The sequence below is a fragment of the Nocardia flavorosea NBRC 108225 genome, from assembly GCF_001613385.1.
GTDB lineage: Bacteria > Actinomycetota > Actinomycetes > Mycobacteriales > Mycobacteriaceae > Nocardia > Nocardia flavorosea.
Genome location: NZ_BDCG01000030.1, coordinates 18,333 through 44,183 on the forward strand (window position 1 = coordinate 18,333; position 25,851 = coordinate 44,183).

23 protein-coding genes and 1 pseudogene are annotated in these 25,851 nt (G+C 66.8%); 11 read left to right on the forward strand and 13 right to left on the reverse strand.

The window, feature by feature from the left end; all coding sequences use genetic code 11:
• Positions 1-60 precede the first annotated feature (60 nt).
• A complete protein-coding gene (locus NFL01S_RS32865) occupies positions 61-708 on the reverse strand; it encodes a TetR/AcrR family transcriptional regulator (protein ID WP_062980227.1) in 648 nt (215 codons plus the stop codon).
• A gap of 117 nt (positions 709-825) precedes the next feature.
• Here NFL01S_RS32865 and NFL01S_RS32870 point away from each other — a divergent pair, with 117 nt between their 5' ends.
• Positions 826-1,560, forward strand: coding sequence for an SDR family NAD(P)-dependent oxidoreductase (locus NFL01S_RS32870; protein ID WP_062980228.1), 735 nt, complete (start codon positions 826-828; stop codon positions 1,558-1,560).
• Here NFL01S_RS32870 and NFL01S_RS32875 read toward each other — a convergent pair.
• Complete coding sequence (locus tag NFL01S_RS32875) at positions 1,509-2,234, reverse strand: LysE family translocator (RefSeq protein ID WP_063916127.1); 726 nt, start codon at positions 2,232-2,234, stop codon at positions 1,509-1,511. The genes NFL01S_RS32870 and NFL01S_RS32875 overlap by 52 nt on opposite strands.
• A 338-nt stretch (positions 2,235-2,572) precedes the next feature.
• Positions 2,573-3,409 carry a mycofactocin-coupled SDR family oxidoreductase gene (locus NFL01S_RS32880; protein WP_062980229.1) on the reverse strand — a complete coding sequence of 279 codons (837 nt, stop codon included), beginning with the start codon at positions 3,407-3,409 and terminating at the stop codon, positions 2,573-2,575.
• Between the two features lie 443 nt (positions 3,410-3,852).
• Between NFL01S_RS32880 and NFL01S_RS35040 the strand changes: the two are divergent.
• Positions 3,853-4,218: pseudogene (locus NFL01S_RS35040) on the forward strand (SDR family NAD(P)-dependent oxidoreductase); the annotation flags it as partial.
• Positions 4,197-4,373: a zinc-binding dehydrogenase gene (locus NFL01S_RS35985; RefSeq protein WP_157117255.1), complete on the forward strand. Its 177-nt coding sequence runs from the start codon at positions 4,197-4,199 to the stop codon at positions 4,371-4,373. The pseudogene NFL01S_RS35040 and the gene NFL01S_RS35985, both read left to right, overlap by 22 nt.
• A 9-nt stretch (positions 4,374-4,382) precedes the next feature.
• Here NFL01S_RS35985 and NFL01S_RS32885 read toward each other — a convergent pair whose 3' ends face one another.
• The 3 genes from NFL01S_RS32885 to NFL01S_RS32895 form a co-directional block, all read right to left on the reverse strand.
• Positions 4,383-5,258, reverse strand: a complete 876-nt coding sequence (locus NFL01S_RS32885; RefSeq protein ID WP_062980230.1) for an LLM class F420-dependent oxidoreductase — start codon at positions 5,256-5,258, stop codon at positions 4,383-4,385.
• 40 nt (positions 5,259-5,298) lie between these two features.
• The gene (casI, locus tag NFL01S_RS32890; protein ID WP_062980231.1) at positions 5,299-6,996 is read right to left on the reverse strand and encodes a steroid-22-oyl-CoA synthetase; all 1,698 of its coding nucleotides are present in this window, start codon (positions 6,994-6,996) and stop codon (positions 5,299-5,301) included.
• A gap of 226 nt (positions 6,997-7,222) precedes the next feature.
• Complete coding sequence (locus tag NFL01S_RS32895) at positions 7,223-8,011, reverse strand: SDR family NAD(P)-dependent oxidoreductase (protein ID WP_062980232.1); 789 nt, start codon at positions 8,009-8,011, stop codon at positions 7,223-7,225.
• 116 nt (positions 8,012-8,127) lie between these two features.
• On the opposite strand from NFL01S_RS32895, the gene NFL01S_RS32900 reads away from it, so the two are divergent.
• The 4 genes from NFL01S_RS32900 to NFL01S_RS32915 all read left to right on the forward strand — a co-directional run bounded on the left by NFL01S_RS32900 (position 8,128) and on the right by NFL01S_RS32915 (position 11,835).
• Entirely contained in the window at positions 8,128-8,580 is a 453-nt protein-coding gene (locus NFL01S_RS32900; RefSeq protein ID WP_062980233.1) for a nuclear transport factor 2 family protein, read from the forward strand.
• Between the two features lie 77 nt (positions 8,581-8,657).
• The gene (locus NFL01S_RS32905) at positions 8,658-9,569 is read left to right on the forward strand and encodes a crotonase/enoyl-CoA hydratase family protein (RefSeq protein ID WP_062980234.1); all 912 of its coding nucleotides are present in this window, start codon (positions 8,658-8,660) and stop codon (positions 9,567-9,569) included.
• On the forward strand, positions 9,566-11,173 hold the full coding sequence (locus NFL01S_RS32910; protein ID WP_062980235.1) for a class I adenylate-forming enzyme family protein: 1,608 nt from the start codon (positions 9,566-9,568) through the stop codon (positions 11,171-11,173). Before NFL01S_RS32905 ends, NFL01S_RS32910 begins: the two co-directional genes overlap by 4 nt.
• A gap of 11 nt (positions 11,174-11,184) precedes the next feature.
• Complete coding sequence (locus NFL01S_RS32915) at positions 11,185-11,835, forward strand: TetR/AcrR family transcriptional regulator (RefSeq protein WP_245670995.1); 651 nt, start codon at positions 11,185-11,187, stop codon at positions 11,833-11,835.
• Between the two features lie 3 nt (positions 11,836-11,838).
• Here the strand turns inward: NFL01S_RS32915 and NFL01S_RS32920 are convergent, their stop codons facing one another.
• On the reverse strand, positions 11,839-13,077 hold the full coding sequence (locus tag NFL01S_RS32920; protein WP_062980263.1) for a cytochrome P450 family protein: 1,239 nt from the start codon (positions 13,075-13,077) through the stop codon (positions 11,839-11,841).
• 124 nt (positions 13,078-13,201) lie between these two features.
• Here NFL01S_RS32920 and NFL01S_RS32925 point away from each other — a divergent pair, with 124 nt between their 5' ends.
• The gene (locus NFL01S_RS32925; RefSeq protein ID WP_062980236.1) at positions 13,202-15,316 is read left to right on the forward strand and encodes an oxidoreductase; all 2,115 of its coding nucleotides are present in this window, start codon (positions 13,202-13,204) and stop codon (positions 15,314-15,316) included.
• A 387-nt stretch (positions 15,317-15,703) separates the two neighbouring features.
• Here NFL01S_RS32925 and NFL01S_RS32930 read toward each other — a convergent pair whose 3' ends face one another.
• From NFL01S_RS32930 to NFL01S_RS32940, 3 genes are all read right to left on the reverse strand, one after another.
• On the reverse strand, positions 15,704-16,687 hold the full coding sequence (locus tag NFL01S_RS32930; RefSeq protein WP_062980237.1) for an SDR family NAD(P)-dependent oxidoreductase: 984 nt from the start codon (positions 16,685-16,687) through the stop codon (positions 15,704-15,706).
• Between the two features lie 8 nt (positions 16,688-16,695).
• Positions 16,696-17,538: a mycofactocin-coupled SDR family oxidoreductase gene (locus NFL01S_RS32935; protein WP_062980264.1), complete on the reverse strand. Its 843-nt coding sequence runs from the start codon at positions 17,536-17,538 to the stop codon at positions 16,696-16,698.
• A 217-nt stretch (positions 17,539-17,755) separates the two neighbouring features.
• Positions 17,756-18,340, reverse strand: coding sequence for a TetR/AcrR family transcriptional regulator (locus NFL01S_RS32940; protein ID WP_062980238.1), 585 nt, complete (start codon positions 18,338-18,340; stop codon positions 17,756-17,758).
• Between the two features lie 351 nt (positions 18,341-18,691).
• On the opposite strand from NFL01S_RS32940, the gene NFL01S_RS32945 reads away from it, so the two are divergent.
• Positions 18,692-19,570 (forward strand): alpha/beta fold hydrolase, encoded by an 879-nt coding sequence (locus NFL01S_RS32945; protein WP_062980239.1) that lies wholly within the window; start codon positions 18,692-18,694, stop codon positions 19,568-19,570.
• Between the two features lie 1,290 nt (positions 19,571-20,860).
• On the opposite strand, the gene NFL01S_RS32950 is transcribed toward NFL01S_RS32945, so the two are convergent.
• On the reverse strand, positions 20,861-21,799 hold the full coding sequence (locus NFL01S_RS32950) for a DMT family transporter (protein ID WP_062980265.1): 939 nt from the start codon (positions 21,797-21,799) through the stop codon (positions 20,861-20,863).
• 485 nt (positions 21,800-22,284) lie between these two features.
• On the opposite strand from NFL01S_RS32950, the gene NFL01S_RS32955 reads away from it, so the two are divergent.
• Positions 22,285-22,845, forward strand: coding sequence for a TetR/AcrR family transcriptional regulator (locus NFL01S_RS32955; protein WP_062980240.1), 561 nt, complete (start codon positions 22,285-22,287; stop codon positions 22,843-22,845).
• A gap of 340 nt (positions 22,846-23,185) precedes the next feature.
• On the opposite strand, the gene NFL01S_RS32960 is transcribed toward NFL01S_RS32955, so the two are convergent.
• Entirely contained in the window at positions 23,186-23,977 is a 792-nt protein-coding gene (locus NFL01S_RS32960; protein WP_062980241.1) for an inositol monophosphatase family protein, read from the reverse strand.
• Positions 23,978-24,184: 207 nt separating this feature from the next.
• Between NFL01S_RS32960 and NFL01S_RS32965 the strand changes: the two genes are divergently transcribed.
• Complete coding sequence (locus NFL01S_RS32965) at positions 24,185-24,976, forward strand: SAM-dependent methyltransferase (protein ID WP_062980266.1); 792 nt, start codon at positions 24,185-24,187, stop codon at positions 24,974-24,976.
• Positions 24,977-25,023: 47 nt separating this feature from the next.
• On the opposite strand, the gene NFL01S_RS32970 is transcribed toward NFL01S_RS32965, so the two are convergent.
• Complete coding sequence (locus tag NFL01S_RS32970; RefSeq protein WP_062980242.1) at positions 25,024-25,800, reverse strand: translation factor GTPase family protein; 777 nt, start codon at positions 25,798-25,800, stop codon at positions 25,024-25,026.
• Between the last annotated feature and the right edge of the window lie 51 nt (positions 25,801-25,851).

The window sequence follows — 25,851 nt, forward strand, 5'->3', positions numbered from 1 at the left end:
AACGGCAGGGTGGCGGCGCTGCAGGCCCACCACTCGTGGCATGTCGTGATGCCCCGAGTACTACCCCTTCAGGCGGGCCATCACGCGATAGAGCTGCTCATCGTCGAGCGGCGGTTCCGGAAAATCGTGCCCGTCGGCAACACGGAAGCCGGCGAGCGCCAAATCCAGGTTTCGCCGCCACGCCCCGGGCGCGATATCGCCGGTGACCTCGGCGATCCTGCTACTCGCCCAGAGCAGCATGACAAGGTCGGCGGTGGTGACATCCGGGCGCACAACGCCCGCTTCCTGGCCTTGGACAAGAACACGTTCGGCGAGTCCACAGAGGCGGTTGTGCAGAGCTTCGGTGCGGTCGTCATCGGGGAAACGCTGCGAAACGAAATCGCAGAAACCACGATCGCCCACTTGAGCCGAACACAACACGTGCAGGAAGACGCAGAACCTGTCCCACGGGTCGGCCGAGCTCATCCCGGCCTCGATATCGTCGAGGAACCTCTGCAGAAGCGCTCCGTAGACGGCCACCAGCAAGTCTATGCGGCGAGGGAAATGCCGGTAGAGGGTTCCGATCGCGAGACCGGCACTTCGCGCGATCCCTTCGAGCGAGGCCATCGCACCGTGTTCGACGAAGGCAGTCCTGGCATGTGCGATCAGCAGCTCGCGATTGAGACGCGCGTCCCGGCGGGACGACGAAGTGGGTTCCACGGCCGACATGACACAGGACCCTACCAAAGTCGAGGCCCCCCTCACTATAAGTCGAGGGGGGCCTCACCTTGGTGCTAGCCTCACGTCCGAGACCCTCACATCATCGGCACTCGGAAAGGCCTCACCATGCCCAAGCTCGACGGCAAGACAGCGGTGATCACCGGCGGCACGGTCGGAATGGCATTGACAACCGCGCGGCTGTTCGCCGAGGAAGGCGCGCACGTCGTCATCACTGGGCGGCGCAGAGACACATTGGCGGAGGCCGTCGCCGCGATCGGCCGCAATGCGACCGGCGTACAGGGCGATGTGAGCAATCTCGAGGACCTCGACCGTCTGGTCGAGGCCGTCACCGAGCGAAGCGGCCGGGTCGACGTGTTGTTCGCGAGCGCCGGCAGTCACACTTTCGACGAACCATTGGGCGCGGTGACGGAGAAGTCCTTCGACGAAGTCTTCGACGTCAACGTCCGAGGCACCTTCTTCACCGTGCAGAAGCTACTGCCCCTGATGACCGACGGCGCCGCGATCATCCTCAACGGATCGGCAGCGGCGGTCCAGGGCAGCCCCGGGAGCACGGTCTATGCCGCAAGCAAAGCCGCACTGCGATCATTCGCCCGCACATGGACCACCGACCTGAAAGAACGGCGCATCCGCGTCAATGTCCTCAGCCCCGGCGCAATCCGCACCCCCTCGTTCGAGACCTTGCCCCCGCAGTTCAAAACTCAGGCCCTGGCGGCGATTCCCGCCGGCCGCCTGGGCACCGAAGCCGACGTCGCTACGACGGCATTGTTTCTCGCATCGGCGGACTCCGGCTACATCACCGGTGCCGAACTGCCCGTCGACGGCGGCCTCACACAGGTTTGAGGCGCCGGGTGCACCGGGACCGAGCGACTCGCTATTGCCGGTTGTCGGGCGAACAGCAGGGTGCCGCCGAGTCCGACCATCATCGCGCCGCCCGATGCGCTCGCCATGGACAGCCGCCGGGGCGATCCGGCGAACCAGCCCCGCGCGGCACCGGCCAGCAACGCCCATACGCTGTCGCAGGCGAAGGCGACCGCGGTGAAAACCCCTCCGAGCACCACCATCTGCAGCGGAACACCGCCCGCGTGGAAATCGACGAACTGGGGCAGGACGGCGACGAAGAAAACGATCGTCTTCGGATTCGTCGCCCCCACCACGAAGCCCTCGCCGAACACCCGCCACGGAGAGAGCGCCGCAGTATCGCCGGCACCGGGTGTGTCGATCCGATCTCGGCGATGACGGATAGCCTGGACCCCCAAGTAGGCCAGATACAGTGCGCCGAACACTTTGACGACGGTGAACAAGACGATCGATGTCGCCACGATCGACCCCACTCCGCCGGCGACCAGGAAAATCGGCACCAGACCTCCGGCCTCGTTACCCAGCACGCTGAGCAGCCCGCCTTTACGTCCCAGTGCCAGCGACCGGCCGATCACGAACAGCACACTGGGCCCGGGGATCACGATCAGGACCAGCGAAGCCAGTCCGAAGGTCAGCAACACATCGCCGTGGGGCACAATCCGAGGCTAACACCGGGCCGGACGGCCACGCCGTTGGGCTGATCGACCCACCAGACGGGCGCGGCGCGGCGCAGTTCGGCCCATTCCTCGATCGGCAGCCGAGCGGCGAGCAGGTCGGGATCGGTGAAATCGAAGTCGTGGGACAGGGACGGTGCGGTCTCTACGCCTCCTTGCGGGACACGGGCCTCCGGCCCGGAGCCGCTCGGATACCGCTGGCGTCGGCGCCGCCGGCCGGCACCGTCGCGTAATCCGTACGCAGCTGCTGCACGAGCCCCTTTTCACCTGCCGCCGGCCGGTATCACCGGATCGATACCGGCCGCTTCCTACCGCCCGGGTCAGGCGGTGGCGCGGGCCGCCGCTCCCGCATCGACCGGCATCACGGTGCCGGTGATATGCGCGCTCGCCTCGTCCGCCAGATACAGTACCGCCCGGGTCACCTCGAACGGTTCGAGGAAGGGCACCGGCTGCGCGTGCAGCGTCGCGAAGACCGGCTCGGCGTCGGCGAGTGTCGGAGATTCCAGGTCCGGCCGCATCTTCCGATACAACGCCTCGTTCTGCGCCATGGGTGTCGCGATGTTTCCGGGCGCGATCACGTTCGCCGTCACGCCGTGCGGGGCGAGGTCGAGCGCAACGCTTTTCGTCATCCCGACGACCCCCCATTTCGAGGCACAGTAGGCGGCCTGTCCCGGAGCGGCACCGCGACCGAGCATGGAACTGATGGTGATGATCCGGCCGTAGCCCCGCGTGATCATGCCGGGCGCGACGGCGGCGACGGTATGGAAGACTCCCGTCAGATTCGTTCCGATCACCTCGGCCCAGTGGCCGTCGAGAGCCTCCTGAATCGGCGCACCCGCCGACACACCCGCATTGGCGATCGCGATGTCGATCCGGCCGAATTCCGATTCGGCCCGAGCCACCAGTGCCTGTACGGCCGCCTGGTCTGCGGTGTCGGCTTGTTCGGCAATGCACCGCCGGCCCGTCGCTTCGACGAGGGCCTTGGTCTCCGCGAGTTCGTCCTTGCGCCCCATCGGATAAACAACCGCCGGCACGTCCTCGCAACGGTCACAGATCACCACATCGGCGCCGCGTTCGGCCAGTGCAACGGCATGCGCTCGGCCCTGACCCCGTGCCGCGCCGGTGACCAGCGCGACCCGGCCCGTGAAATCGTTCATTACTTCCTCCTGATACACCCCGGTCGGATCGGAGTTGCCGACTGTCACCACGGCAGCGCCTTCCCTGTGGTTGTCACGTTTGCCATGACTCCCGAGGTCACACGTGTAACACGCAGGACGTCGGCGGCAGGGCGCGGATTCCGCACGGTGGGATTCCCGTGCGGGCGTTTCCGGCAACACCTCCGTTGCAGTAGCCCGGCAGACTGGTGCGGAGCCGACGAGATAGCGCGCATATCACCTGGGGAAGCCCGTCCAGGTTGCACCGCGGAACGTGCGTCGCCCAGTGCGCCGGGGGAATCTCGATCCGTCCACACCCAGAAGCGCGGTACACGCCCGCAACGGCGTGCAGCCGGACAGGGCCGGCGCTCGCATAGGCTGCACAGAACCCGGCCCTCGCCGGCCGGACCGCGCGTGCATCGAACGACCGGATCGGAAGGAGTGCGATGAGGCTGACCGGAAAAGTCGCGATCGTGACCGGAGGTGCGGGCGGTATCGGGCGTGGGATCGTCCGGGCCTTCACCAAAAAAGGCGCGCAGGTTCTTTTCGTCGATATCGACGACGATGCGGGCAAAGCACTCGAGACCGAGCTCACGGGATCCGGCCAGTTCCTGAACGCCGATATCTCGAAAGAGGCGAATGCGGCGGCGATCGTGAAAGCGGCGATCGAGGCATTCGGCAAACTCGATATCGTGGTCGACAATGCGCACGCTTCCCGGCAGGCGCCGCTGCTGGAGACCACCCAGGACATGCTGGATCTGTCCTTCGGGACCAGCTTCTATCCGACCTTGTGGCTGATGAAGGCCGCGCACGAATCCGGGTCACCGCCGCCCCGGTCCTGGCCGAGGCCCGACGCGGGACTCTGCGACCGCCGATCGCGGCCGCCTACGACCTCACCGATATCCACCGGGCACAAGAGGAATTCAGCACCCGCCGGCATGTGGGAAAGATCGTCGTCCGCCCGTAGTCCGGGCGGTCAGCGACCCAAACGCTTCGCGCACTCCGCCATTTCGTCGATCACGAGATCCATGGAGGTGGCGTGGCGGGATGCCGACAGTACGAGGCGGTCGGCGCCGAGTGCGCGGGACCGATCGAGCTTGGCCTCGTCCAGGCGCGGCAAGGTGGCCCCGAGGACCAGCGAGATCCCCTCGGGATCGCGGTCGGCCGCAACTGCCGCTGCACGCATGGCGCCGATCGCCGTATCCAGGTCGGCGCCGGCCAATCCCAGGGGCTGGAACCCGTCGCCCAGCCGACCTGCCCGGCGAGCGGCCGCCAGGCTGTGGCCGCCGATATACAACGGAACGTCGGTGTCCCGGAAAGGTTTCGGACGGCTGTAGGCACCGGTGAACGAGAAGTATTCGCCGCGGAAATCCACACGGTCGTGACCGGCCCACAGGGCCCGCATGACCGCGATGGCTTCGTCGGCGATCTTGCCCCGGCGGTCGAACCGGCCGCCGCAGGCCTCGATTTCCTCCCGCATCCAACCGAGGCCGAGGCATATGCGCAGGCGGCCACCGGAGAGCCGGTCGAGGGTGGCGAGGCGTTTGGCCAGCACCACCGGGTTGTGGTTGGGCAGTACCAATACGCCGGTCGACAGGCCGAGAGTGGTGGTGGCCCCGGCGACGAACGACAGCAACTCCACGGGGTCCGGGATATCGCAATCGTCGGGTAGGTGGGATTTGCCGGTCGGCGAGTAGGGGTATTCGCTCTCGGTATCGGCGATGACCACCGAATGCTCCACGGCGGAGATCTCGTCGAACCCGAACGATTCCGCGGCCCGGGCGAACCGCAAGATCTCCTCCGGTTCCCCGCTCGTCCCCAGTTCGACCGGGATCACGACCCCGAGCTTCATTCCCTGTCTCCTTCGCTACACGAGCACAACCGACCTGCCGTCACCGACGCGAAACCCCGGGGTCCGGTAGGAACCGGGCACGGCCGTAGGTATGGAATTCCTGTTCGAGTGCCTGTTTACCGGGCTCGGTCAGCAGTTCGTAGGTCAATGCACCGCGCCCCACCCGGTGGTACACGGGGTCGCCGACCCGCCACAACTGCGCCTGCAGTTCGCGTTTGAGCACCTTGTTCGACCCGGTCACCGGCAGGTTCACCGATACCCGCACGAATCGCGGCGCCGCCTTGGTTCCCAGATCATCCTGGGCAGCAAGGAAATTCGCGAATCCGGCGGGGTCGAAATCCGATATCTGCGCGACCTCGATCGCGGCCATCACCTGATCCCCCGAACGCGGGTCGGGGACCGCGTACACACCCGTCGCGATGATCTTCGGGTGCCGCCGCAGAATCCGTTCGATCGTGAGCGCAGAGATGTTCTCGCCGTCGACGCGGATCCAGTCGCCTTTGCGGCCGGCGAAGTAGATGAACCCGGCCTCGTCGATATAGCCGAGGTCGCCGGTCCAGTACCAGCCGTGCCGGATCCGCTCGGCCACCGCGGCCTCGTTCTTGTAGTACCCCTCGAACCGTTTCGCGCCACCCTTGTCGACCATTTCGCCGATCGCCTCGTCCGGGTTCAGCACCCGGCCGAACCGGTCGAGCTCCGCGCGGGCACATTCCTCGCGGGTGTCCGGGTTCACGACGGCGATATCGGCGTGCGCGGGACGGCCCATGGCGCCTTCGGGGGCTTCCGGATCGGCCTTCACCGATCCCGCCCCCTCCGAGGAGCCGTAGCCCTCGAACAGTTCGGCCCCGAACCGGCGGGCGAACTCGGCCTTGTCCTCGGGTGATGCTTCGGTGCCGAACCCCCGAACCAGGGTGTTGTCGATATCGTCGGGCTGTTCCGGGGTGGCCATCAGGTAGCTCAGTGCCTTGCCGACATAGGTGAAGAATGTGGCGCCGAAGAACCGCACATCCGGAAGAAATCCCGAAGCGGAGAATTTCGGTGTCAGGCAGACGGTGGCCCCGTTGGACAGCGCCGGCGCCCACAGCGCCATCAGCGCATTTCCGTGGAACAACGGCATACAGCAGTAGTCGACGTCCTCGCGGACGTGCCCGTATTTCTCGTTGTTCGCATATGCGAGCCGGGCCAACCGGCCCTGGCTGCAGCGCACCGCTTTCGAGGTACCGGTGGTGCCGGAGGTGAACAACAGCAGGAACAGGGTTGTTTCGTCCACCACTGGTGCCGCGACCGGCTCGTCCAGCCGGTGCGCACGGACCCGATCAGCGTACGAGGGCGCATCGACGAGGACGAAACGATCCTCGTCCAGCCCGAGGTCCAGGTCACGCAGCTGCGCCATCCCGGCGGTATCGGTCACGATCAGCTGGCAGTCGACGTAGCGGATCTCGGCCTCGAGTTCGGCGCCGCGCCGGGTGGGGTTGATACCGACGATCACCGCGCCGCTCAATGCGGCCCCGCCGAGCCAGAACAGATATTCGGGGGTGTTCTCGAGCAGCACCCCGATATGGAACGGTCCGTCGACCCGCAACGCCGTGGCCAGCGCACCGCGGGCGGCGCTTTCGCGCACCGTTTCGTCCCACGTCCAATCCCGCTCCCGGGTCCGCACTCCGAGGTGCGAATCACCGAGACGGTCGAGCAGCATCCCCGCAATGGTCGCGTGTTCCAACTCAACTCCTGCCCGCATATCCCGTGCCACACGTCTCCGGCAGTGCCGCATGTGCCGACCCGACGCTATCCAAGTCCGTCACCCGCCCGCCCTGGGAGGTCTCAGCCAGTGGAAAGCGCGCGCCGGACCGGCCCGGGGGATTCGACTTCGAGCACCGAACACCGCCGCGATCGCCGATGCACGGTTCGTCACGCTCATGGTGCGCTGCGTCCGGCACACGCGGCGCGGCTCCGACGACCGGAGTTCAGTCGACCTGCGGCGCCCATTGCACGCCGTTGATATGTGCGCCGCCGTCGACGAACAGGGTGTTGCCGGTGAGGTAGCGCGCACCGTCGCCGGCGAGAAAGGCGACGACCGGGCCGATATCGTCGAGGGGATCACCGACGCGGCCCATCGGGTTCGCCGCATCGATCGAGGCCGCCATCTCCGGGTTGGCGTCGGCCATCCGCTGGTAGGCCGCGCTGCGCGCGCCCGGGCAGATCACATTGCAGCACACCTGTTTCGGCGCCCATTCGCGCGCCGCCGTGCGGGTCAGCGCTCGCAGCGCTTCCTTGGCCGCGTTGTAGGCCACCGAATACATATGGGCGTTGACGCCGTTGAGGCTGGCCAGGTTCACGACCCGGCCGGTTCCGTGTTCCGCCAGCGCCGGATAGGCGCGCTGCATGGCCCAGAACGCGGCCATCACCGCCATATCGAATCCGGCGGACATCACCTCGGGGGCCGTTTTCTCCAGCCGGGCGTATCCCGTTCCGCGCCACGCATTGTTGACCAGGATGTCCAGCCGGCCGTACTCGGATACCGCCGCGTCCACCATTGCCTCGACCTGGTGCTGCTCGGTGACATCGGTGCGCACGAATTGCGCCCGCACACCCCATGTCTCGGTCAGCCACGTCGCGGTATCCGCACCGGCCGCCGCATCGATCTCGGCGACCAGCACATCCGCGCCCTCCCGGGCCAGAGCACCCGCGATACCGCGCCCGACACCTACCCCGGCGCCGGTGACAACTGCGGCCCGGCCGGTCAACGTACCCATAGGCATGCCTCCTCTTTCGTGGGCAGCCTGCGGTACTCGCGGCGGCACGGCCACCGAAGTCTCACCCAGCGAGAGACCCCCTGGGCTCCGGTGCCGATCCGAGCTGAGATACAACGATGGACCCTGCCGACCGTCTTGCCCTGATCACGCTCGCGGCCCGCTATGCACAAGCCGTCGACCGCCGGGACATCGCGGCAGTCGCCGCCCTGTGTACCTCCGAGGTGGTGTTCGTCCTGCCGCCCGAACTGAGGAAGACGGGGTCACCGGCCGAACTACGCGGTAGCGCGACAGTGGCACAGTCGGTGGTGGGTGCGGTGTCTCATCTGGTGGCGACCCGGCACGTCGTCGAACAGCAGGTGACCGAGAGCGATGCGGCAGGCCGCGCGTACGGCGAGACCTACTGCACGGCGCACCACATCTACGCACGCGGTGACGACCATCGGGACAACCGGATCGCACTGCGCTATCAGGACACCTTCGAGTACCAGGGCGGCATCTGGTTGTTCTCCCGGCGCGAACTCGTGGCCGACTTCGCCGAGGATGTGCCGGTGACCCGGCCCGGCCGATGAACCGGGCACCCGTTGACAGTCCAATCGGACTGTGAAACCGTTCTCGGTACCTTCGCCGCCGAGATTGGAACGCCGAAATGACTTTCGCCGGGAACACGGTCGCCTACGAAGTCCGCGACCATCGCGCCTACCTCACCTTGAACCGGCCCGAACGGCTCAACGCGATCACCGGCGAGATGGCCCGCGAAATCGGTGATGCCGTCGCCGCGGCGAACGCCGACGATTCGGTGCGCGTCATCGTGGTCCAGGGAGCGGGCCGCGCCTTCTGCGCAGGCTACGATTTGAAGCTCTACGCCGAGGGCGGCGAAGAACACCAGGGCGCGGTCTGGGATCCGATCAAGGATTTCCGGATGATGAAAACCAACACCGACCATTTCTTCTCGCTGTGGCGGTCGGCCAAACCCACCGTCGCGAAAGTGCACGGCTACGCCGTCGCGGGTGGCAGTGATATCGCGCTGTCCTGCGACCTCGTCGTCATGGCGGAAGACGCACGGATCGGCTATATGCCTGCCCGGGTATGGGGCTGCCCCACCACGGCGATGTGGGTCTATCGTCTCGGCGCCGAACGCGCGAAGCGGATGCTGCTCACCGGCGACACCATCGACGGGATCCGGGCCCGGGAATGGGGGCTGGTCATCGACGCCGTCCCGGCGGCCGGGCTCGATACCGCGGTCGAAGAACTCGTCGACCGGATGGCCGGGGTTCCCACCAACCAGCTGGTCATGCAGAAGATGATGATCAACCAGGCCTACGACAATATGGGCCTGCAAACAACGCAGAACCTCGCGATCCTCTTCGACGGCATCACCCGCCACTCCCCCGAAGGCCGGTGGTTCGTCGATTTCGCCCAGCAACACGGATTCGACGCCGCCGTCAAGTGGCGCGATACGGGCCGGTTCATCCCGGACGGCGGCGGCGATATCCCGGCCGACGACGATATCGAGCGAATGAAACAGGAACTGGAACGGCGGGCGGAGCAGCGGCGATGACCGCGCTCACCGAATCCGTGTGGCCCGTCGACAGCAGTCGGCAAGTACTCGAGCTCACCGTGGGTGAACTGCTCCGGCAGGCAGCCGCCGCGGCGCCGGAGCAGCTCGCGCTGGTATCGGTCGCTCCGCAACGCAGCGCCCGCACCTGGACCTACGCGCAGTTGCACGACGATGCCGAACGCGCGGCGGCCTGGTTGCTCGGCCGGTTCCGGCCGGGCGAACATATCGCGGTGTGGGCACCGAACGTCCCCGAATGGCTCGTGCTCCAGTACGGCGCCGCGCTCGCCGGCCTGGTGCTCGTCACGACCAACCCTGCCCTGCGCGGACCCGAACTCGAATACGCACTCGACCGGTCCCGTGCGGCCGGCGTCTTCTACGCCGACAGTTTCCGCGGCACAGATATGGCGGCCCAGATCCACACCGTGCTGCCCGCTGTCCCCGCGGTACGCGCCGCCGTGTCCTTCGACGGCTGGCTCGACGATATCCGCGGCACCGAGAAGCGCACGCAGTTACCGGATGTCGACCCGCGTTCGGCCACCCAGATCCAGTTCACCTCCGGCACCACCGGCCGCGCGAAACCGGCAGTACTGGCGCACCGGTCGATGGTGACCAATGCCGCGTTCGTCCGCGACCGCTGCGGCGCGGCCCCGGGAGCGACCTTCGCCACCGCGCTACCGCTCTTCCACACCGCCGGGTGCGGTCTGGCCGCGCTGGGATCGGTGTATCAGCGGGCCACGCTGGTTCTCGCCGAAATATTCGACCCGGCGACGATGCTGGCGGCGATCCAGGATCACCGCGCCGAGATCTACGGTGGCGTGCCCGCCATGCTGCACGCCCTGCTCGCCCATCCCGGACTCGCCGAATTCGATCTCCGCGCGCTGCGGGTCGTGATGTCCGGTGGCGATGCCGTCCCGCCCGCGCTGATCGACGGCTGGGCGCACACCTGCGGCGCCGCGATGAGCGCGGTGTACGGCCAGACCGAACTCGGGCCGGTGATCTGCCAGACGAGTCCGGCCGACAACCGCGACGACAACCTGTTCACGGCGGGCCGCCCCCTTCCCGGAGTCGAGGTATCCGTGCGCGATCCCGAAACCGGTGCGGTGCAGCCGCTCGGGGTCGAGGGCGAGATCTGTGCCCGCGGATACCAGCAAATGATCGAATACCTCGGGATGCCCGCCGAAACGGCGCAGACGATCGATGCCGAGGGCCGGCTGCACACCGGCGACCTCGGGACGATGGACGCCCGCGGCTACGTCCGCGTCACCGGCCGGCTCAAAGATATGATCATCCGCGGTGGGGAGAATATCTATCCGCGGGAAATCGAGGAGGCCCTGGCCGCGCATCCCGCGCTCATCGACGCGGTCGTCCTCGGCCTGCCCGATGGCAGCTGGGGCGAGAGCGTGGCCGCGGTGGTCCGGCCGGACCCGGCCCGACCGGTCCCCACACCGGCCGAGCTGCAGGATTACCTTCGGGAACGGCTCGCCCCGCCCAAGACCCCGAAATCCTGGTACGTCGCCGAGAGCTTCCCCGTGAACGCGATGGGCAAGCTCCAGAAGTTCCGGCTTCGTGAGCAGATCGCCGACGGCCGGCTCGACGCCCTGTGACCGGGAAGCCGGTGCATACCGGGCGCGGTGCCGGCCCTGCGCCGCAGAGTTCCGCGCAACCGGCGCCGCGCACCGCCGGCTTGTCCCGTAGAGAACAGCACGCGAAAACCCACGCCGCGCTTCTCGACGCGACGATCCGGTGCCTGGTCGATCACGGCTACGCGGGCACGACCACACAGCGGATCCAGGAGGAGGCCGGCGTTTCACGGGGCGCGCTCCTGCATCATTTCGCGTCGAAATCGGAGTTGCTGGTCGCCGCGATCCACCATATCGCCGACCGGCGCCTGGCCGTTCTCGGCGATCACGTCGCCGGGCTGGGCGACGGGCCCGAATCCCTGCCGCAGATGGTGCACGCGGTCCGGTCGGCCATGACCGGACCGGCCTTTCAGGCCGCACTGGAACTGTGGGCCGCGTCCCGTACCGACCCACAGTTACGCCAGGCACTGCTACCTGCCGAGAAACGGCTGGGATCCGCACTGCGTAACCATTTCGAACGGCATGCCGGTATCGCCGACCCCGAAGCCGCCCGGACAGCGTTCGAATCGCTGATGGCACTCGTTCGCGGGATCGAACTCACCCGGCTCCTGCGCACCGATTCGACCCTCGCCGACCGGGTCGTCGACGACTGGCTGAGCAACGTCGCCCGGCTACGCGAGAGCTGACGGCTAGACCGGCGACAGCGGCGGCGAGGGCGGGAAGGCGACCGGCAGCGCGGTCAGCGCCCGATGGAACGCACCTGTGCGCCAGGTCAGCTCGTCGGCGGGCACCCGGAGCCGGATCTCCGGCAGGCCATCGAGCAATTGGTCGATGGCGTCCTGCGCGATCAGGTAGGCCAGCGAACTGGCCGGGCACACATGCGGCCCACCGCCGAAAGCCAGATGCGCCCGGTTACCCGCGTGCCGGTTCGAACCGATCACCGGATCGGTATTGCAGGCGGCCATGCTGATGATCACCGGTTGGTGGGCCGGCAACCACACATCGTCGATGAGAATCGGCTGCTTCGGGAAGGTGAAACAGAAATTCGCCATCGGCGGGTCGTTGAACAGCACCTCGTCCAGCGCGTCCCGGGTGGACAGGCTACCGTCGAGCGCGCTGTCGCCGAACTGTTCGTCGGTGAGCATCAACCGCAACGCATTGACGATCAGATTCTGCAGTGGTTCGATGCCTGCCCCGTATATCGTTCCGATCTGGTTCGCGATCTCAGGTTCGGTCAATGCGCTCGGGTGCCGCATCATCCGTGTCGTCACATCGTCACCGGGGTGAACGCGTTTGAGCTCGATCAGTTCCGCCAGCGATTTCATGAGCAACTCGGCACCGCCCTCGGCACCGACGCCCTCGAACATGGCGGCCATCCCGGTCGCGGCCCGCTGCGCGATCTCGGTGGGACAACCCAGCATCGCGTTCAGCACGGCGAAGGTGAGCGGGAACGCGTACTGCTTGATCAGGTCCGCCGATCCGTCGCCGCAGAAGGAGTTGATCAACGGAATGGCGATCCGCTCCACGGTCTCGTGCAGGCCGAACGGGTCGACCTCGCCCAGACCGGCGACGATCGCCTGCCGATACCGTGCGTGCGCGCTGCCGTCGTTACGCCGGGCATTGGGCCGCCACTGCATGAGCGGCAGCACCGGGCAATCCGCCGGAATATCGCGCTGCCAGGTGCGCGGGTCGGCCGGGAAATGATCCGGATCATTGTAGATACGCAGCGCCGTGTAATAGCCGATCACCAGCGTCGCGGGCACGCCCGGTGCTATATCGACGGGCACCAGGGATCCGTGCTGTTCCCGCATCGCACGATAGGTACTGTGCGGGTCCACCGCGAATTCCGGTACGTACAAAGGAATCCGCGGGCCGTCGGTGCCGGCCGGTGCACTGTGCGGAGCCCGGGGCGATGGTTGCTCGGAAATCGTCACCGGACGGATCCTAGGCACAAGATCGCCAACTCTCCCGCGATACCGGTGTATGCCGGGCCGGTCTCGGTGATCGGGAACAGCGCGTTCACCACTTCGGCGAACGGTCTAGCTTCTACTCGTGACCCGCACCAGGACCTTCCCGCATCTGCTCGCCCCCGGGACCATCGGCCCGGTTTCGCTGGCCAACCGCGTGGTCTTGCCCGCGATGGATATGAATCTGTGCGAGGACGGCGAGATCGAACAGGGCGATATCGATCATTTCGCCGCCCGCGCGGCCGGTGGTACCGGCCTCATCATCACCGGGGCCTGCGCGGTCGCATACCCGGTCGGGTGTGCGAGCACCAAGGAACCCGGGCTCTCCGAGGACCGATTCGTTCCCGGGCTGAAAGCGCTGGCCGACGCCGTCCACGCCGCCGGCAGCAAGCTGTGTGTGCAGATGACCCATCACGGCAAGATCGCCCGGATCGATACCGTCCAGGACCGGCCACTGCTGGTTCCGTCCCCACCGGCCGGGCCGGCGGACCTGTCCGCGCTCGCCGACAACACCCCCGGCGAGCTCCAGAAGATGGGCGCCGTCACCGGCGGGAAGCAGGCCACCTACCACGAGGCCACCGAGGACGATATCGACTGGCTTGTGCGCTGCTTCGCCGAGGCCGCGGGACGGGTGCGCGATGCCGGCGGGGACGCGGTCGAAATCCACGTGGCGCACGGCTATGTACTCGGCGCTTTCCTGAGCCGGGCGGACAACAAACGCACCGACGAATACGGCGGGTCACTCGAGAACCGGGCACGACTCGCGGTGGAGGTGATCCGCGCGGTCGAGGCGGAGGTCGGCGATTCCCTCGCGATCCTGGTGCGCGTCGCGGGCCGGGAGTTCGGCGAGGAAGGCGCGCTGACCACCGAAGAGGCCGTCCAGGCGGCGGCACTGTTCGAGGCGGCCGGAGCCGACGCCATCCATGTCACCGGCTGGGGTCGTAACCCGTTCTCCAACTTCACCGACGGCCCCCTGCCCGACCAGGTCGGCGCCTACACAGACCTCGCGGCCGCGGTGAAGCGGGCCGTATCGATCCCGGTGATCGCCGTCGGCCGGGTGCTGCCGGAGATCGGCGAGCAGGCGATCGCGGCGGGCACCACCGATTTCGTGGCCATGGGCCGGCAGCTGCTGGCCGATCCGGACCTGGTGAACAAGCTCCGGGCGGGGACACCGGAACAGGTCCGTCCCTGTATCAATTGCTATGTGTGCGTCCAGGAGAACTTCTGGGACGACACACCCCTCTGCGCGGTGAATCCCGCGCTGGGCAACGAAAAACTGCTTCCGCTGACGCCTGCTCCCGCGCGCAAACATGTGGTCGTCGTCGGCGCCGGTCCCGGCGGGCTCGAAACCGCCCGGGTGGCCGCCGAACGCGGGCATCGCGTGACGGTACTGGACAAATCCGATCGGCTCGGCGGCACACTCTGGTTCTCCGGTCTCACCACGCCGGACAACCAGATGCTGCTGGACTGGCTGAAAGTACAGGTCCAGCGTCCGGAGATCGATATCCGCTTGAAGACCGAGGCCACGGCGGCCTCGATCCAGGCGCTGCGACCGGACGTGGTGGTCGTCGCCACCGGCGCAGTGCGCGGACGGCCCGCGGTTCCCGGCAGCGATCTACCGCATGTCCACACCGGTGATACGTTACGCGCCTTGATGACCGGCTCCGGCGACGTTTCCCAGGCGCCGCTGCCCCTGCGGGCCATCGCGAAACTCGGCAAACTGTCCGGTATCACGAAGAGCGCGGCCGCGATCCGCACCGTCACCCGCACATTCCTGCCGATGGGTAAGAACGTCGTCGTCATCGGCGGCTCGCTTGTCGGACTGGAACTTTCGGAGTTCCTGGCCGAACGCGGCCGCGCCGTGACCCTGCTCGAAGAAGGTGGGCAGCTCGGCGTGCCGATGGCGCTGCCGCGGCGCTGGACCGCCGTCCGGCATGCGAAGGAGACGGGCGTGCAGATCCACCGCCGGGCCACCGTGCAGCGAATCACCGAGAAGCACGTCGAGTTCACCGTCGGGGACGAAACCTCGACCGCTCCGGCGGATATGGTCGTCGTCGCCTCCGAAGTTTCCGCGGAGGCACAACTGGCCGAAGCGCTGAAGGGGGTAGTACCCGAAGTGCACGTGGTGGGCGACGCCGCGCAGGTCGATTACATCCAGGGCGCGATCCATACAGCGTGGCAAGCGGCTACGAAGCTGTGAGCTCGGCGGCGCGACCTCGCACGGCGAGCCGTTCACCACGGCCGTAGTGCTCATCGATCACCGCCCCGCGGATCCTCGGTGAAGGCGTAGTGGCTCCGGTGGTCCCGGATTCCGATGGTCAGGGCCGTCGCGATCACCGCCGCGCCCAGTTGCGCGGGTGAGTAGACAGGTCCCCCACCGCCTGGGCACCACATGGGCACCTCGGATTTCGACCTCCGTGGCTGCGCCACAGTCGAGCTCACTGTTCAGCAGACCGACCCGAACAGGAGGCATTCAGGCGCGGGCCCGGCACCGCGATCGGCGACGCGGTGCCGAGGCGAGATCGGCGCGGTCGAACCACCCTGGCTCCGGCCCGGGACGCCGAGTCCGGGGCCGGGCGGTGCGGTTCTACCGGAGTCGGCGGCGATCGGCGAGCATATCCGCCAAAGTCTCGCGGACCGGCCGGAAGGTGATGCCGAGATCGCGCTCGGCGGGGCCGTCGTCGGTGGGCGGAGAGTCGGTGAGATAGCGGATCGAGGTCTCGCTGAGTTGGCTCACACCGGCGGGCAGCAGCGGCCGGAGGCGATCGGCGAGCTTACCGGCGGCCACGAGCACACCGTCGGGGATACCGTAGTAGCGCACCCGCCGACCGGTGATATCGGTGAGCAGACCGGCCAATTCGGCGCCCTTCACATGATGCCCGCCCAGGACATAGCGCCGCGGCCCGCGGCCCGGTTCGAGCAGCCGGACATGGGCCTCGGCGAGGTCGCGGACATCACCGATCGTGAAGGCCGCGCCGCGACCCGGAATACCGACGCGAACGAAGGCAGCGACGGCTTCACCGGATTCCCCGAACTGACCCCCGGCAGCCGGGCCCACGATACAGCTCGGGTAGGTCACCACCACGGGCGCGCCCTGCTGCTGCAGTTCCCTGGCATACTGCTCCACCCGCGCCTTGGAGGTGGCGTAACCGTCGTCACCACCCGCCGGCGGCAGGTCCGCGTGCACCAGCGGGGATCGCGGATGCCACAGCGCCGTCATACTCGACACGTACACAATCGGATCGATGCCGCGGTCGACTGCCTGCCCGAGCACATTCCGCGCACCGGCGAGGTTGGCCCGCATCATCTCCTCGGCCGCATCGGCCCGCAGGGCCACCACCGCGGCGGCGTGCACCACCGCGTCACAGCCGTCGAGCGCTTCACCGACCCGATCCGGGTCGGTCATATCGCCACGCACCACATCGGTGGCGTCGAATCCCAGTGCCGCCGCGATCGGCGCCAGCCGGGCGGGGTCGCGGACCAGCAACCGCACCCGATGTCCACGGTCGTGTACGGCTTTGGCGGTCCAGGCGCCCACGAATCCGGTGGCGCCGGTGATCAGCACCCGCATATCCGGCTTCAGTACTTCAGCGCTCCCGCATCGACCGGCACCTGGGTCCCGGTGATGGCCACCGACGCGGGACCGGCCAGCCACGCCACCACTTCGGCGACATCCTCGACCGGCATGAAACCGCTCTGCCCGTCGTTGGCCGACTTCAGCGGCACCGGCGGGAAACTGTGCAGGAACGACGGATGTTTGCCGAACATCGCCATCATATCGTCCGGCTGGATCATCGGGGTGTCCACCGAGTACGGGTGGATCGAGTTCACCCGGATACCGAATTCACCCGCCTCCAGCGCCAGCGTATTGGTCAATGCCACCAGCCCGTGCTTGGACGCCGCGTAATGCCCGTTACCCGGTGTGGCCTTCAACCCGGCCGACGAACTGACGATCACGACCGATCCACCGTTGCCCGCCTCGATCATCGCCGGCAACGCGGCCCGGATAGTGCGCCAGGTACCACTGAGATTCACGTCGACAACGGTGTCCCATTGCTCTTCGCTCATCTCCCACAGCCGGCCCCAGCTCAGCACGCCAGCATTGGCGATCAGCACGTCGAGGCGGCCGAACTGGGCAACACCGTCGGCCACCAGCTGCTGCAGTCCGGCCAGATCCCTGATATCGACTGCACGGGTGAGGATTTTGCGGCCCGCGGATTCGACCAGCCGCGCGGTCTCCGCGAGATCCTCCGCAGTGGCGGCGGGATAGGTGACGGTGCCGGAGATCGGCGCACACGCATCGATGGCGATGATATCGGCGCCCTGCTCGGCCAGCCGGACCGCATGCGCGCGGCCCTGCCCGCGGGCAGCGCCCGTCACCAGGGCCACCTGTCCCAGCAGTGGCTCGGTCGGATTTCTCATCGTGGCACCTTCGATCATCGTTGTCGGGCGGACGGCCGGCTCCGGCCATCCGCGGTACGGGCATACTCGCCGAGGGGTCCCGAGCGGGTTCCGACCGGCCCACTTCTCTCGGCGGCTGAAACGAAGTTAGACGGGTGTCCATATAACAGTCAAGGGCGCTGACAGGGCGCGGACCGGCACCGCACCACGGGCCACTCGATATGGCGGCCGCGGCCACTCAGGCGCGGTCAGGAGTGGAAATCGCGCGCTCGACCGCCATGCGGACCAGTTCATCGGCCTGCTCTTCGGTGAAGACCCCCGGCAGGGTGAGGCGTTCGAGGATGAGCCAGTTCAGGGCCAGGAACAGCAGGACGACGGTGTTCTCGTCGCCCGGCATTCCGTTGTCGACGTGGTTGCGGATATTGAAGTCCAGATCGGCTCGGACCCGTTCGGTGAGCAGGGCTTGGAGCTCGGGCCGCCGGGTCGCCTCCAGGCGGAGTTCGAGCAACGCCAGATAACCGGTGCGGAACCGGGTGACGCGTCCGACGACTTCGGTCATGAGTTCGGTGACGGTCTCGCGGGAACGGGGTCCCTGCAGTTTCACCATGACCGATTGGTCGGGCACCAGCCGCTCGTAGTACCGATGACCTGCCTGAACCAGAAGGTCGTCGCGGTTGGCGAAGTAATTGGAGGCGGTGCCGGCCGGCACCTCGGCTTCTTTGTCCACCGCGCGGAACGTCAGTCCGCGGGCCCCTTCCCGGGCCAGTACCTCGATCGATGCGTCCAGTAACGCCTGGCGGCGTTGGGGATTCGTGCGGACCACTTGACACCACTCCATCTGTAGTACTACAGTTCAAATCACTTCATTCAGAGTACTACAGACGAGGCGGTCAGGCACACGAGGTGATCCCCCGTCCTGCCGGATCCACCGTCCTCGTCGAAAGGCGGATCCGATATGCGAAAACCACGCGGCACCTTCCCCATCCCGAACAACCCTCGGCGTTTCGCAGCCCGGCCGACGCCGCGCGCCGCGATCACCAAGAAAGGACTGCCCCGCCACACCAGGCGCGGCGGGCGGTAGCCAGCGCTCTGCCGGGGTCGGCGCAAGACGCGCTCGACGATGAACCGCCCAGGTCAGAACACCGAAACAAGAGCAGCGCAGGAAAGAGGAAACATGCGTGATGTGAAGATCTGGAGTGAGGAGTTCGGCGCCGCCACGGATCCGCCGATCCTGCTGATCATGGGGTCGATGTCGCAGGGCATCCTGTGGCCGGATGAGTTCATCGACCGGCTCGTCGCCGGAGGCCGCCGGGTGATCCGGTACGACCACCGTGACACCGGGATGTCGGATACCGTCGACTTCGCGACCCACCCGTACACCTGGGACGACGTCCACCACGACGTCTACCGCGTCCTGGACGCCCACGGCCTCGAAAGCGCCCACCTGGTAGGACATTCCGCAGGCGGACTCCTCGCCCAGCTCGTCGCAGTGAAGCAACCGCAACGAGTGCGCTCGCTGACAGTCATCGGCTCCTCACCGCTCGGTGGCGGCGAAGGCAGGGTACTCATACGCGCTCTGCTCGGTGAACCCCAGCCTCCGGGCAGCCTGCCCGAACCGGCACCCGAAATCGTCACCTTCTACCGCACACTCATGGCGGCACCACCACCGTCGGATCGGCGCACCCGCATCGACGGCATGGTTGCCGAGCAACGGGTACTGCACGGCACCGGCCTGCCGTTCGACGAGACAGCCGCACGCGAACTACAGGAACGGATCCACGACCGGGCCCACAACCTCTCGGCGGCCACCAACCACCGGCTCGCCGCCGCCGCCCACCCCGACTTCGAACCTGCCGGTGCACTCCCCCGGATCCAGGCATCCACACTGGTCATCGAAGGCAGTCACGAACCGGTCAAACCGGGTCACGGTGCGATGATCGCCGAGCAGATCCCGGGAGCGCAGCTACGGATCGTCGCCGGCATGGGCCATACACTGCCGCCGCAGGTGCACGAGGAACTCGCCACCGCCGTCCTCGCACATACAACCAGGTGACCGAGAGCGCCCCGACCCCAATTGCGCAGCACCGGAACGAACTGAGCGACGCAGCGTATGGCAGGAGAATCCGACCTTTTCGCGTCCCGGCCGAACGGCTGTTCCCAGGCACTTGATCCCGTACCGGACGGGAAAGTGGCCGGCACAGTGATCGGTATCGGCGTAGACGGTGGCCGCGCCGGTATCCGGCCCCACCGCGTGGCCCCTGTGTGACCGTTCCTCGACGCCGGGCAGGTCGGCCCGGGCCCGCCGCAGCCGTGCCCGCCGCAGGTACATCGAAGGCATCGTGTGCAAGTACATTCGACGTGATGGACAGATATCGCAGACCACGCGATGCGATAATGGACCGCGCGAGATCACCGAGACCTTCGCCGAGACAGGGGTTGTCGACGATCCGAATCGGCTGAAATCGGCCCGGAAATGACATCTGGCCGAGGTCGATATCGATGACCTCGCCGTCTCCGAAGTGCAGGAACTGCGGAATATCCAGCGGGGCCGCGAAGGTTTCGGGGTCCTGGCACACCGTGAGCTGCTGTATGTTCGTCGACGCTGGGACGGGGGTGAGATTCCGGCCGCCGACTACCTGATGGAGATCACCGACTGCTATCGCACCCGCCAGGTCGAAGTGCTGACAGCGGCGAGGCGGTCCAGCTCGGCCTCGACGACTTCCCCTTCAATCCACCGATCGACTGGTGGGAGACCCCGATCTGGCCGGGCAGGAGATCACGGCACAGGAGTTCGAGAAGGCATGGGCTGGTGCGGTTCCTGCACCCGAGGACTGGCACCGCTGACGATTGAGAACGACACCGCACGCCCCTCGAGGGCGGATACGATTGGCGGATGAGCTGGTGGGTCAACGCGATACCCGCCGGCGTCGCCGCCGCCCACGGTCTCTGGACGAGCCTGTGCTTGCCTCCGGACCGATCCCCTGAGTTGGTGATGTCCTTGCCGCGATCAGGAATTCGCGTTGCTGTGGCGACGCGTGGTTCGAGATCGCCGGGGTGAATATCGACGACTGACAGCTCGGATGGAAGCAATCACGCCCTGACGATTACCTCGGCGAGCCAAATATCAATCCAGCGGGCAACGGCCGGGAGCTCACCTCCGCTACACCTGTCGAGTTCATGGCATTCCGCAATCCGAGGCCTCAGGGCGGCACTGACGTTGGTGTGCCTACTGGCCGTGACAATGGCGGTTCGCTCCTCATAGCTGTAAGCGCACCATTCGGCGATTTCGTACGCGGGGCCGGGAAGTGCGGTTCGGCTGCAGCAGACTGTTCATGTCAGGTGATCAGTGTGGTGTGGGATCGGCGGTGGCCACGCCGGTTCCGGTGGGACGTGGCTGCTTGCGGCTGATGACGATTCCAGCGACGACGAGCACAGCTCCGAGCGGCTGATGCCAGGTCACGGTCTCGTCGAGAATTACAGCGCCGAGCGCCACGCCGATGACCGGGGTCAGATAGGTGACGCTGGAAGCCACGGTGGCACCCCATCCAGCGACGATGTTGGTATTCCAGATGTAGGCCACCCCGGTTCCGAAGACCCCGAGAACGATCATGCTAGCGACGATGCCCGGGGTCAGCATCACAGGGTGATCGTCGATGATCGGTACGGTCACCAGGAGTATGGCGGCGCCGATTCCGACCTGGACGGTCGCGACCGAGGTCGCCGGCAGACCAAGTGGTGAAACGAACCGGCGCAGATAGACGAAGGCGACACCGTAGCTGCCGGTCGCGACCAAGCAAGCGAGTTGCGCGCCGAGGCCGCCGGTGTCGGTTGTTCCGAGGAGTTGCCACGGGGCGAGCACGATCAGGACCCCGATCAGTCCGAGGGCGAGGCCGGCGAGTTGAGCGCGGTGCGGTCGTTCGGCACGTAGGGCTGCCAGTGTGACCAGCAGGGTCATCAGCGGTGTGGTCACGTTATAGATGCTCAGCAGGCCGGAATTGATGTGCTGGCCCGCCCAGGCGAACAACGTGAACTGCAGCACACACAGGAATAGTGAGACAACGCTGATATGTCCCCACTGTCGTACAGACCGGGGTAACCGGACCCTCAGTACCAGCACAACCACCGTCAAAGCGAGCGCCCCGAGCCTCATACGGGCGGTCGCGACCTGTAACGGTAACAGCCCGGCGAGACCGATCTTCATGAACAGGAAGCTCGATCCCCACGCCAAGGACAACGCGACGAACTGCATCGGTAACAGGCGCGAACCGGCTGGACCGGGCATCATCTCGGGCTCCATTCGAAACGGTTCCGGTTGCGAGGACGTCAGCTCCTCAGTGAGCACACCGCACCAGCAGCCGAAACTCTGGCGGGAATCGGACGTGAACCTCGGAACACCTCGAATGCCCGCGACGCCGATCCATTTCGTACTTCTTCCGGAGCGTTTCCCGGGCGGGTAGCAGTGCTCGAGTAGCGCCCACTCGGCGTCGGTCGTCGACGAGGACGGATGCCTCCGGCCAGGTCATCAGCGGCCGGGCATGAGGAACACGCGGTGATGAGCGACGAAGGCACACCAAATCCTGGTACTTATCGGGGTCAGCGTTCCTACTGCGCATCGCCGGTTCATGGTCCTCCTGTGGGCTTGCATGAGAACCCTCGGAGGGTCGGTGAACACCGCGCTGATCCCGTTGGGCGGCTGGGGCGAGCAGCACATGGAGACGATTACCCGGATACTGCTGGACACGTGAGCACACATGCGCCGCACCGGCGATGAGTTGCTCCCCCGGCGCATCGTCGTCGACTGTCGCAGATATCTGCACGGCAGCCGAGGTCGCGCCTGCAACCTTCTATACATACTTCCCGGCCAAGGAAGATCTGGTGTTCGCCGACCAGCCCGAAGGGGTGGTGGCGATGCGGCAGACCATCACTGCTCGCGGCAGCGCAGAGTCCCTGTACACGGTCCTGATGCGCGGTGTGGAAATGCTCGCCGCCTCCCCGCAATGGAGTGTGGCTTCCGACGAGAACCCGGCCGCGATCCGAGCCCGCCTGATACTCACGGTTCCCTCGCTGCGTGCGGTCGCGCTTCGACAGCTGTTCGACTTGCAGGTCGACTGGGCCAACGCGCTGACCCTGGCATTTCCCGGGGAACTCGACGAACCGACCGCGCACGCCGTGATCGGTTCACTCGTCGGAGCAGTGACGAGCACCGCCATGGCACACATCCGTCAAAACAGGCCACTCGAACAGATACCGGAGGTGGTGACCCAGGCAGCGCAGATCGCGCTGAACGGACTGCCTCGCCTGCAGATATCGAACGGCACCACCGAATGAACGGACCGAAAGGCCTCGCACGGCAACGTTTCACGGGCGTGTTCGCCTTCCGCCGTGGCCGCACAGTGGTCTTCGGCCGGCAACTTCTGGAGTGCCCGTGACGGTAGCGCTCGCCATCGACCGGTTGGCGATGTCTTTGAAGTAGTTGCTGATCTCGACCCCGCTGCGGTGGGTCCATCACAGAAAATGCAGGTCGTCGACCACGATGATGCTGGTTTCGCAGGTGCACACCACGCCGTGGGTGTCACCGCGGTCGCTGATGCGTCGAACGCCGCCCGCGATGCATCGCCTCACCGGCTGTCCCGTTCGGCCGCGCCGACAACCTACGGGGCTCGTTCGGTCAGCTCAGATACCCGAGTAGCTCGTCGTGCAGCATGCCGTTCGACGCGGCCGCGCTGTCACCGAGCGGGCCCGGGTTGCCGTCGAGGCCGGTGAAAGCCCCGCCCGCCTCGGTCACGATGACGGCGTGGGCCGCCATCTCCAGTGGCGAGAGGTCCGGATCGGCGCAGATATCGATCAACCCCTCAGCAACCATCATGTAGGGCCAGAAGTCACCGTACGCGCGCGTACGCCACACCTCCCTCGACAGCGCCAGAAGACCACTCAGCCTGCCTTGCTCCTCCCAGCCGGCAAGGGAGGAGTACGCGAACGACGCATCCGGCAACTTCGAAACGCCCGAGACACGCATGCGGCTGGCCGAGGACAGGCTGCGGCCGGTGAAGGCGCCGTGATCCTGTGCGGCCCACCAGCGGCGTCCCAGCGCTGGGGCGGAGACGACGCCGACCACGGGCCGGTAACCGCCCTCGGACGCTTCGATCAGGGAAATCTGCGTCGCCCATACCGGTACACCGCGCGCATAGTTCTCGAGACCGTCGATGGCATCGACCACCCAGCAGCGCGGCCCGGTTCCCTCCAACCCCTCCCCCTCGCCGAGCACGGCGTCACGCGGGCGGGAGCGCTGCAACTGTCCGCGAATGAGCTTCTCCACCTCGGTTTCGGATTCGCGCACCGGTTCCAGATCCGGCTTAGACTCGATCACGAGGTCGAGCGCCTTGAAACGCTCCATGCTCGCCGCGGCCGCGGAATCCACGAGAACATGGGCGAATCGGAGGTCATCGAGATGGTCCTGCACCCAATGAAGCTATCCACAGCAAACGGACAGCGCCACCGGGCCCGGAACGGCTGCACGGACGTCCACGCCCCCGCATCGGCGACGAAACCCGTGCGGCCTGCAACGATCTCCGCACATCAGGTGCGGCCGGGCCGGGATCGGCGATATCGTCGACAGAGTTGTACCGGTGTTGTTTTCGGATCGGAGTGTGCTGTGGCGGGAAAATCGTTGGATCTGCGAACCGACAAGCCGCACAGCGCCCGCATCTACGACTACCTGCTCGGCGGAAAAGACAACTATCCGGCGGACCAGCAAGCCGCTGCCAAGGTGGAGCAGGCGGTGCCGAACGCGCGCAAGGTCGCCCGGGCCAACCGTGATTTCATGCACCGGGCCGCCCGGTACGCCGCCGAGGCCGGGATCGGCCAATTCCTCGATATCGGCACCGGAATCCCCACCGCACCGAATCTGCATCAGGTCGTCCAAGAGGTGAACCCGGCGGCGCGCATCGTCTATGTGGACAACGATCCGCTGGTCCTCGCCCACGCCCGCGCACTCATGACCGGCACGCCGGAAGGGAGCACCGGCTACATCAACGCCGATCTCACCGAGCCGGAGACGATCCTGTCCGCACCCGCTCTGACCGACACCCTCGACCCCGGCGTACCGACCGCGTTGAGCCTCATCGCCATCGCCCATTTCGTCCCGGGCGACATCATCTACGACGCTGTCGCAACCCTGCTGGATGCCCTCGCCCCCGGCAGCTACCTGGCAATGACGCACCTGACCGCCGAGATCGATCCCGAGGGTGTCGCCGGCACAGTCGCCACCTACACCCAGAGCGGAATCGCCATGCAACCGCGCAGCCGTGACGAATTCGAACGGTTCTTCACCGGCCTGGAACCGGTGGAACCGGGAACAGTCCCGTTGCACCGCTGGCGTCCACGAATGGACCAGCCCGCCGCCTACGACTACACCCTCCCGCTCTACGCGGCCGTCGGCCGCAAACCCGCGCTGGCGTAGCGGGAGCGTCTACCACCGGAGGGGCAATCGTCATACCGGGGCGCCGGTCAGTAGTCGAGAGCGTGTTCCGGTTGGCAGACGTGCAGGGGCGAGGGTAGGTAGCGGACGATGGCGTCCAGGAGCGGGGCGATATGGCTCCGCGGGGTCGTATCGCACAGGACCGGCGCGATATCGCCGATCTGGGTGAGGTGGCGGACGCGGTGGTGTACTAGGCCGGACGGAGTCCAGGAGGGGCCGGAGGTGTCTGCGGCCCGCTCGTCCATCACCGTATCGACGAGGTGCCGGTACCACTTCTCGGCAGTTCGGCGATGGTTTCCGGCGAGACCGGCGACCCGCCCGTGCTCCCCCATCGAGATCAGGTCGACGGCGCCTTCGAACCCGGTGCCGAGACCGTACGGGATTTGCAGGGCCAACGGCACGGCCCCGTGGGTGTCCGCGATCATCCGGAGGCACCGGCCGAAGCCGGCGGCGGGGTGGTCGAGACCGGTCACCAGGCACAGCCGGGCGACCTGGTGATCGTCGGCGATTCGCAGTGCCGTCTCGAGACGCGGGTCGCGTTTCGCAGCGGCGTCCATGACCGCGATCAGCCCGTCGGCCACCCGGATGGACCGTTCCAGGATGGCGTTGGGAGCGTGGCTCGACAGCTCGGCGATACGGATCGTGTGTCCGGTGTGATCAGTGGTCCAGTGGACCGTCCCCGACACCCCGGTCCCGGTCCTGGTGAGATCGCGGAGCAGGCGGTGCACGACTCGTGTGGTCGTGTCGGGATCCCCGACCACCGTGACGTTGCGGATCGACTGCGGTTCGATGACTTCGCTGCCCATCGTGTGTGGTACTCCAGATCGACTCGAGGAGGCCGTTCCCTCCCGATCCGG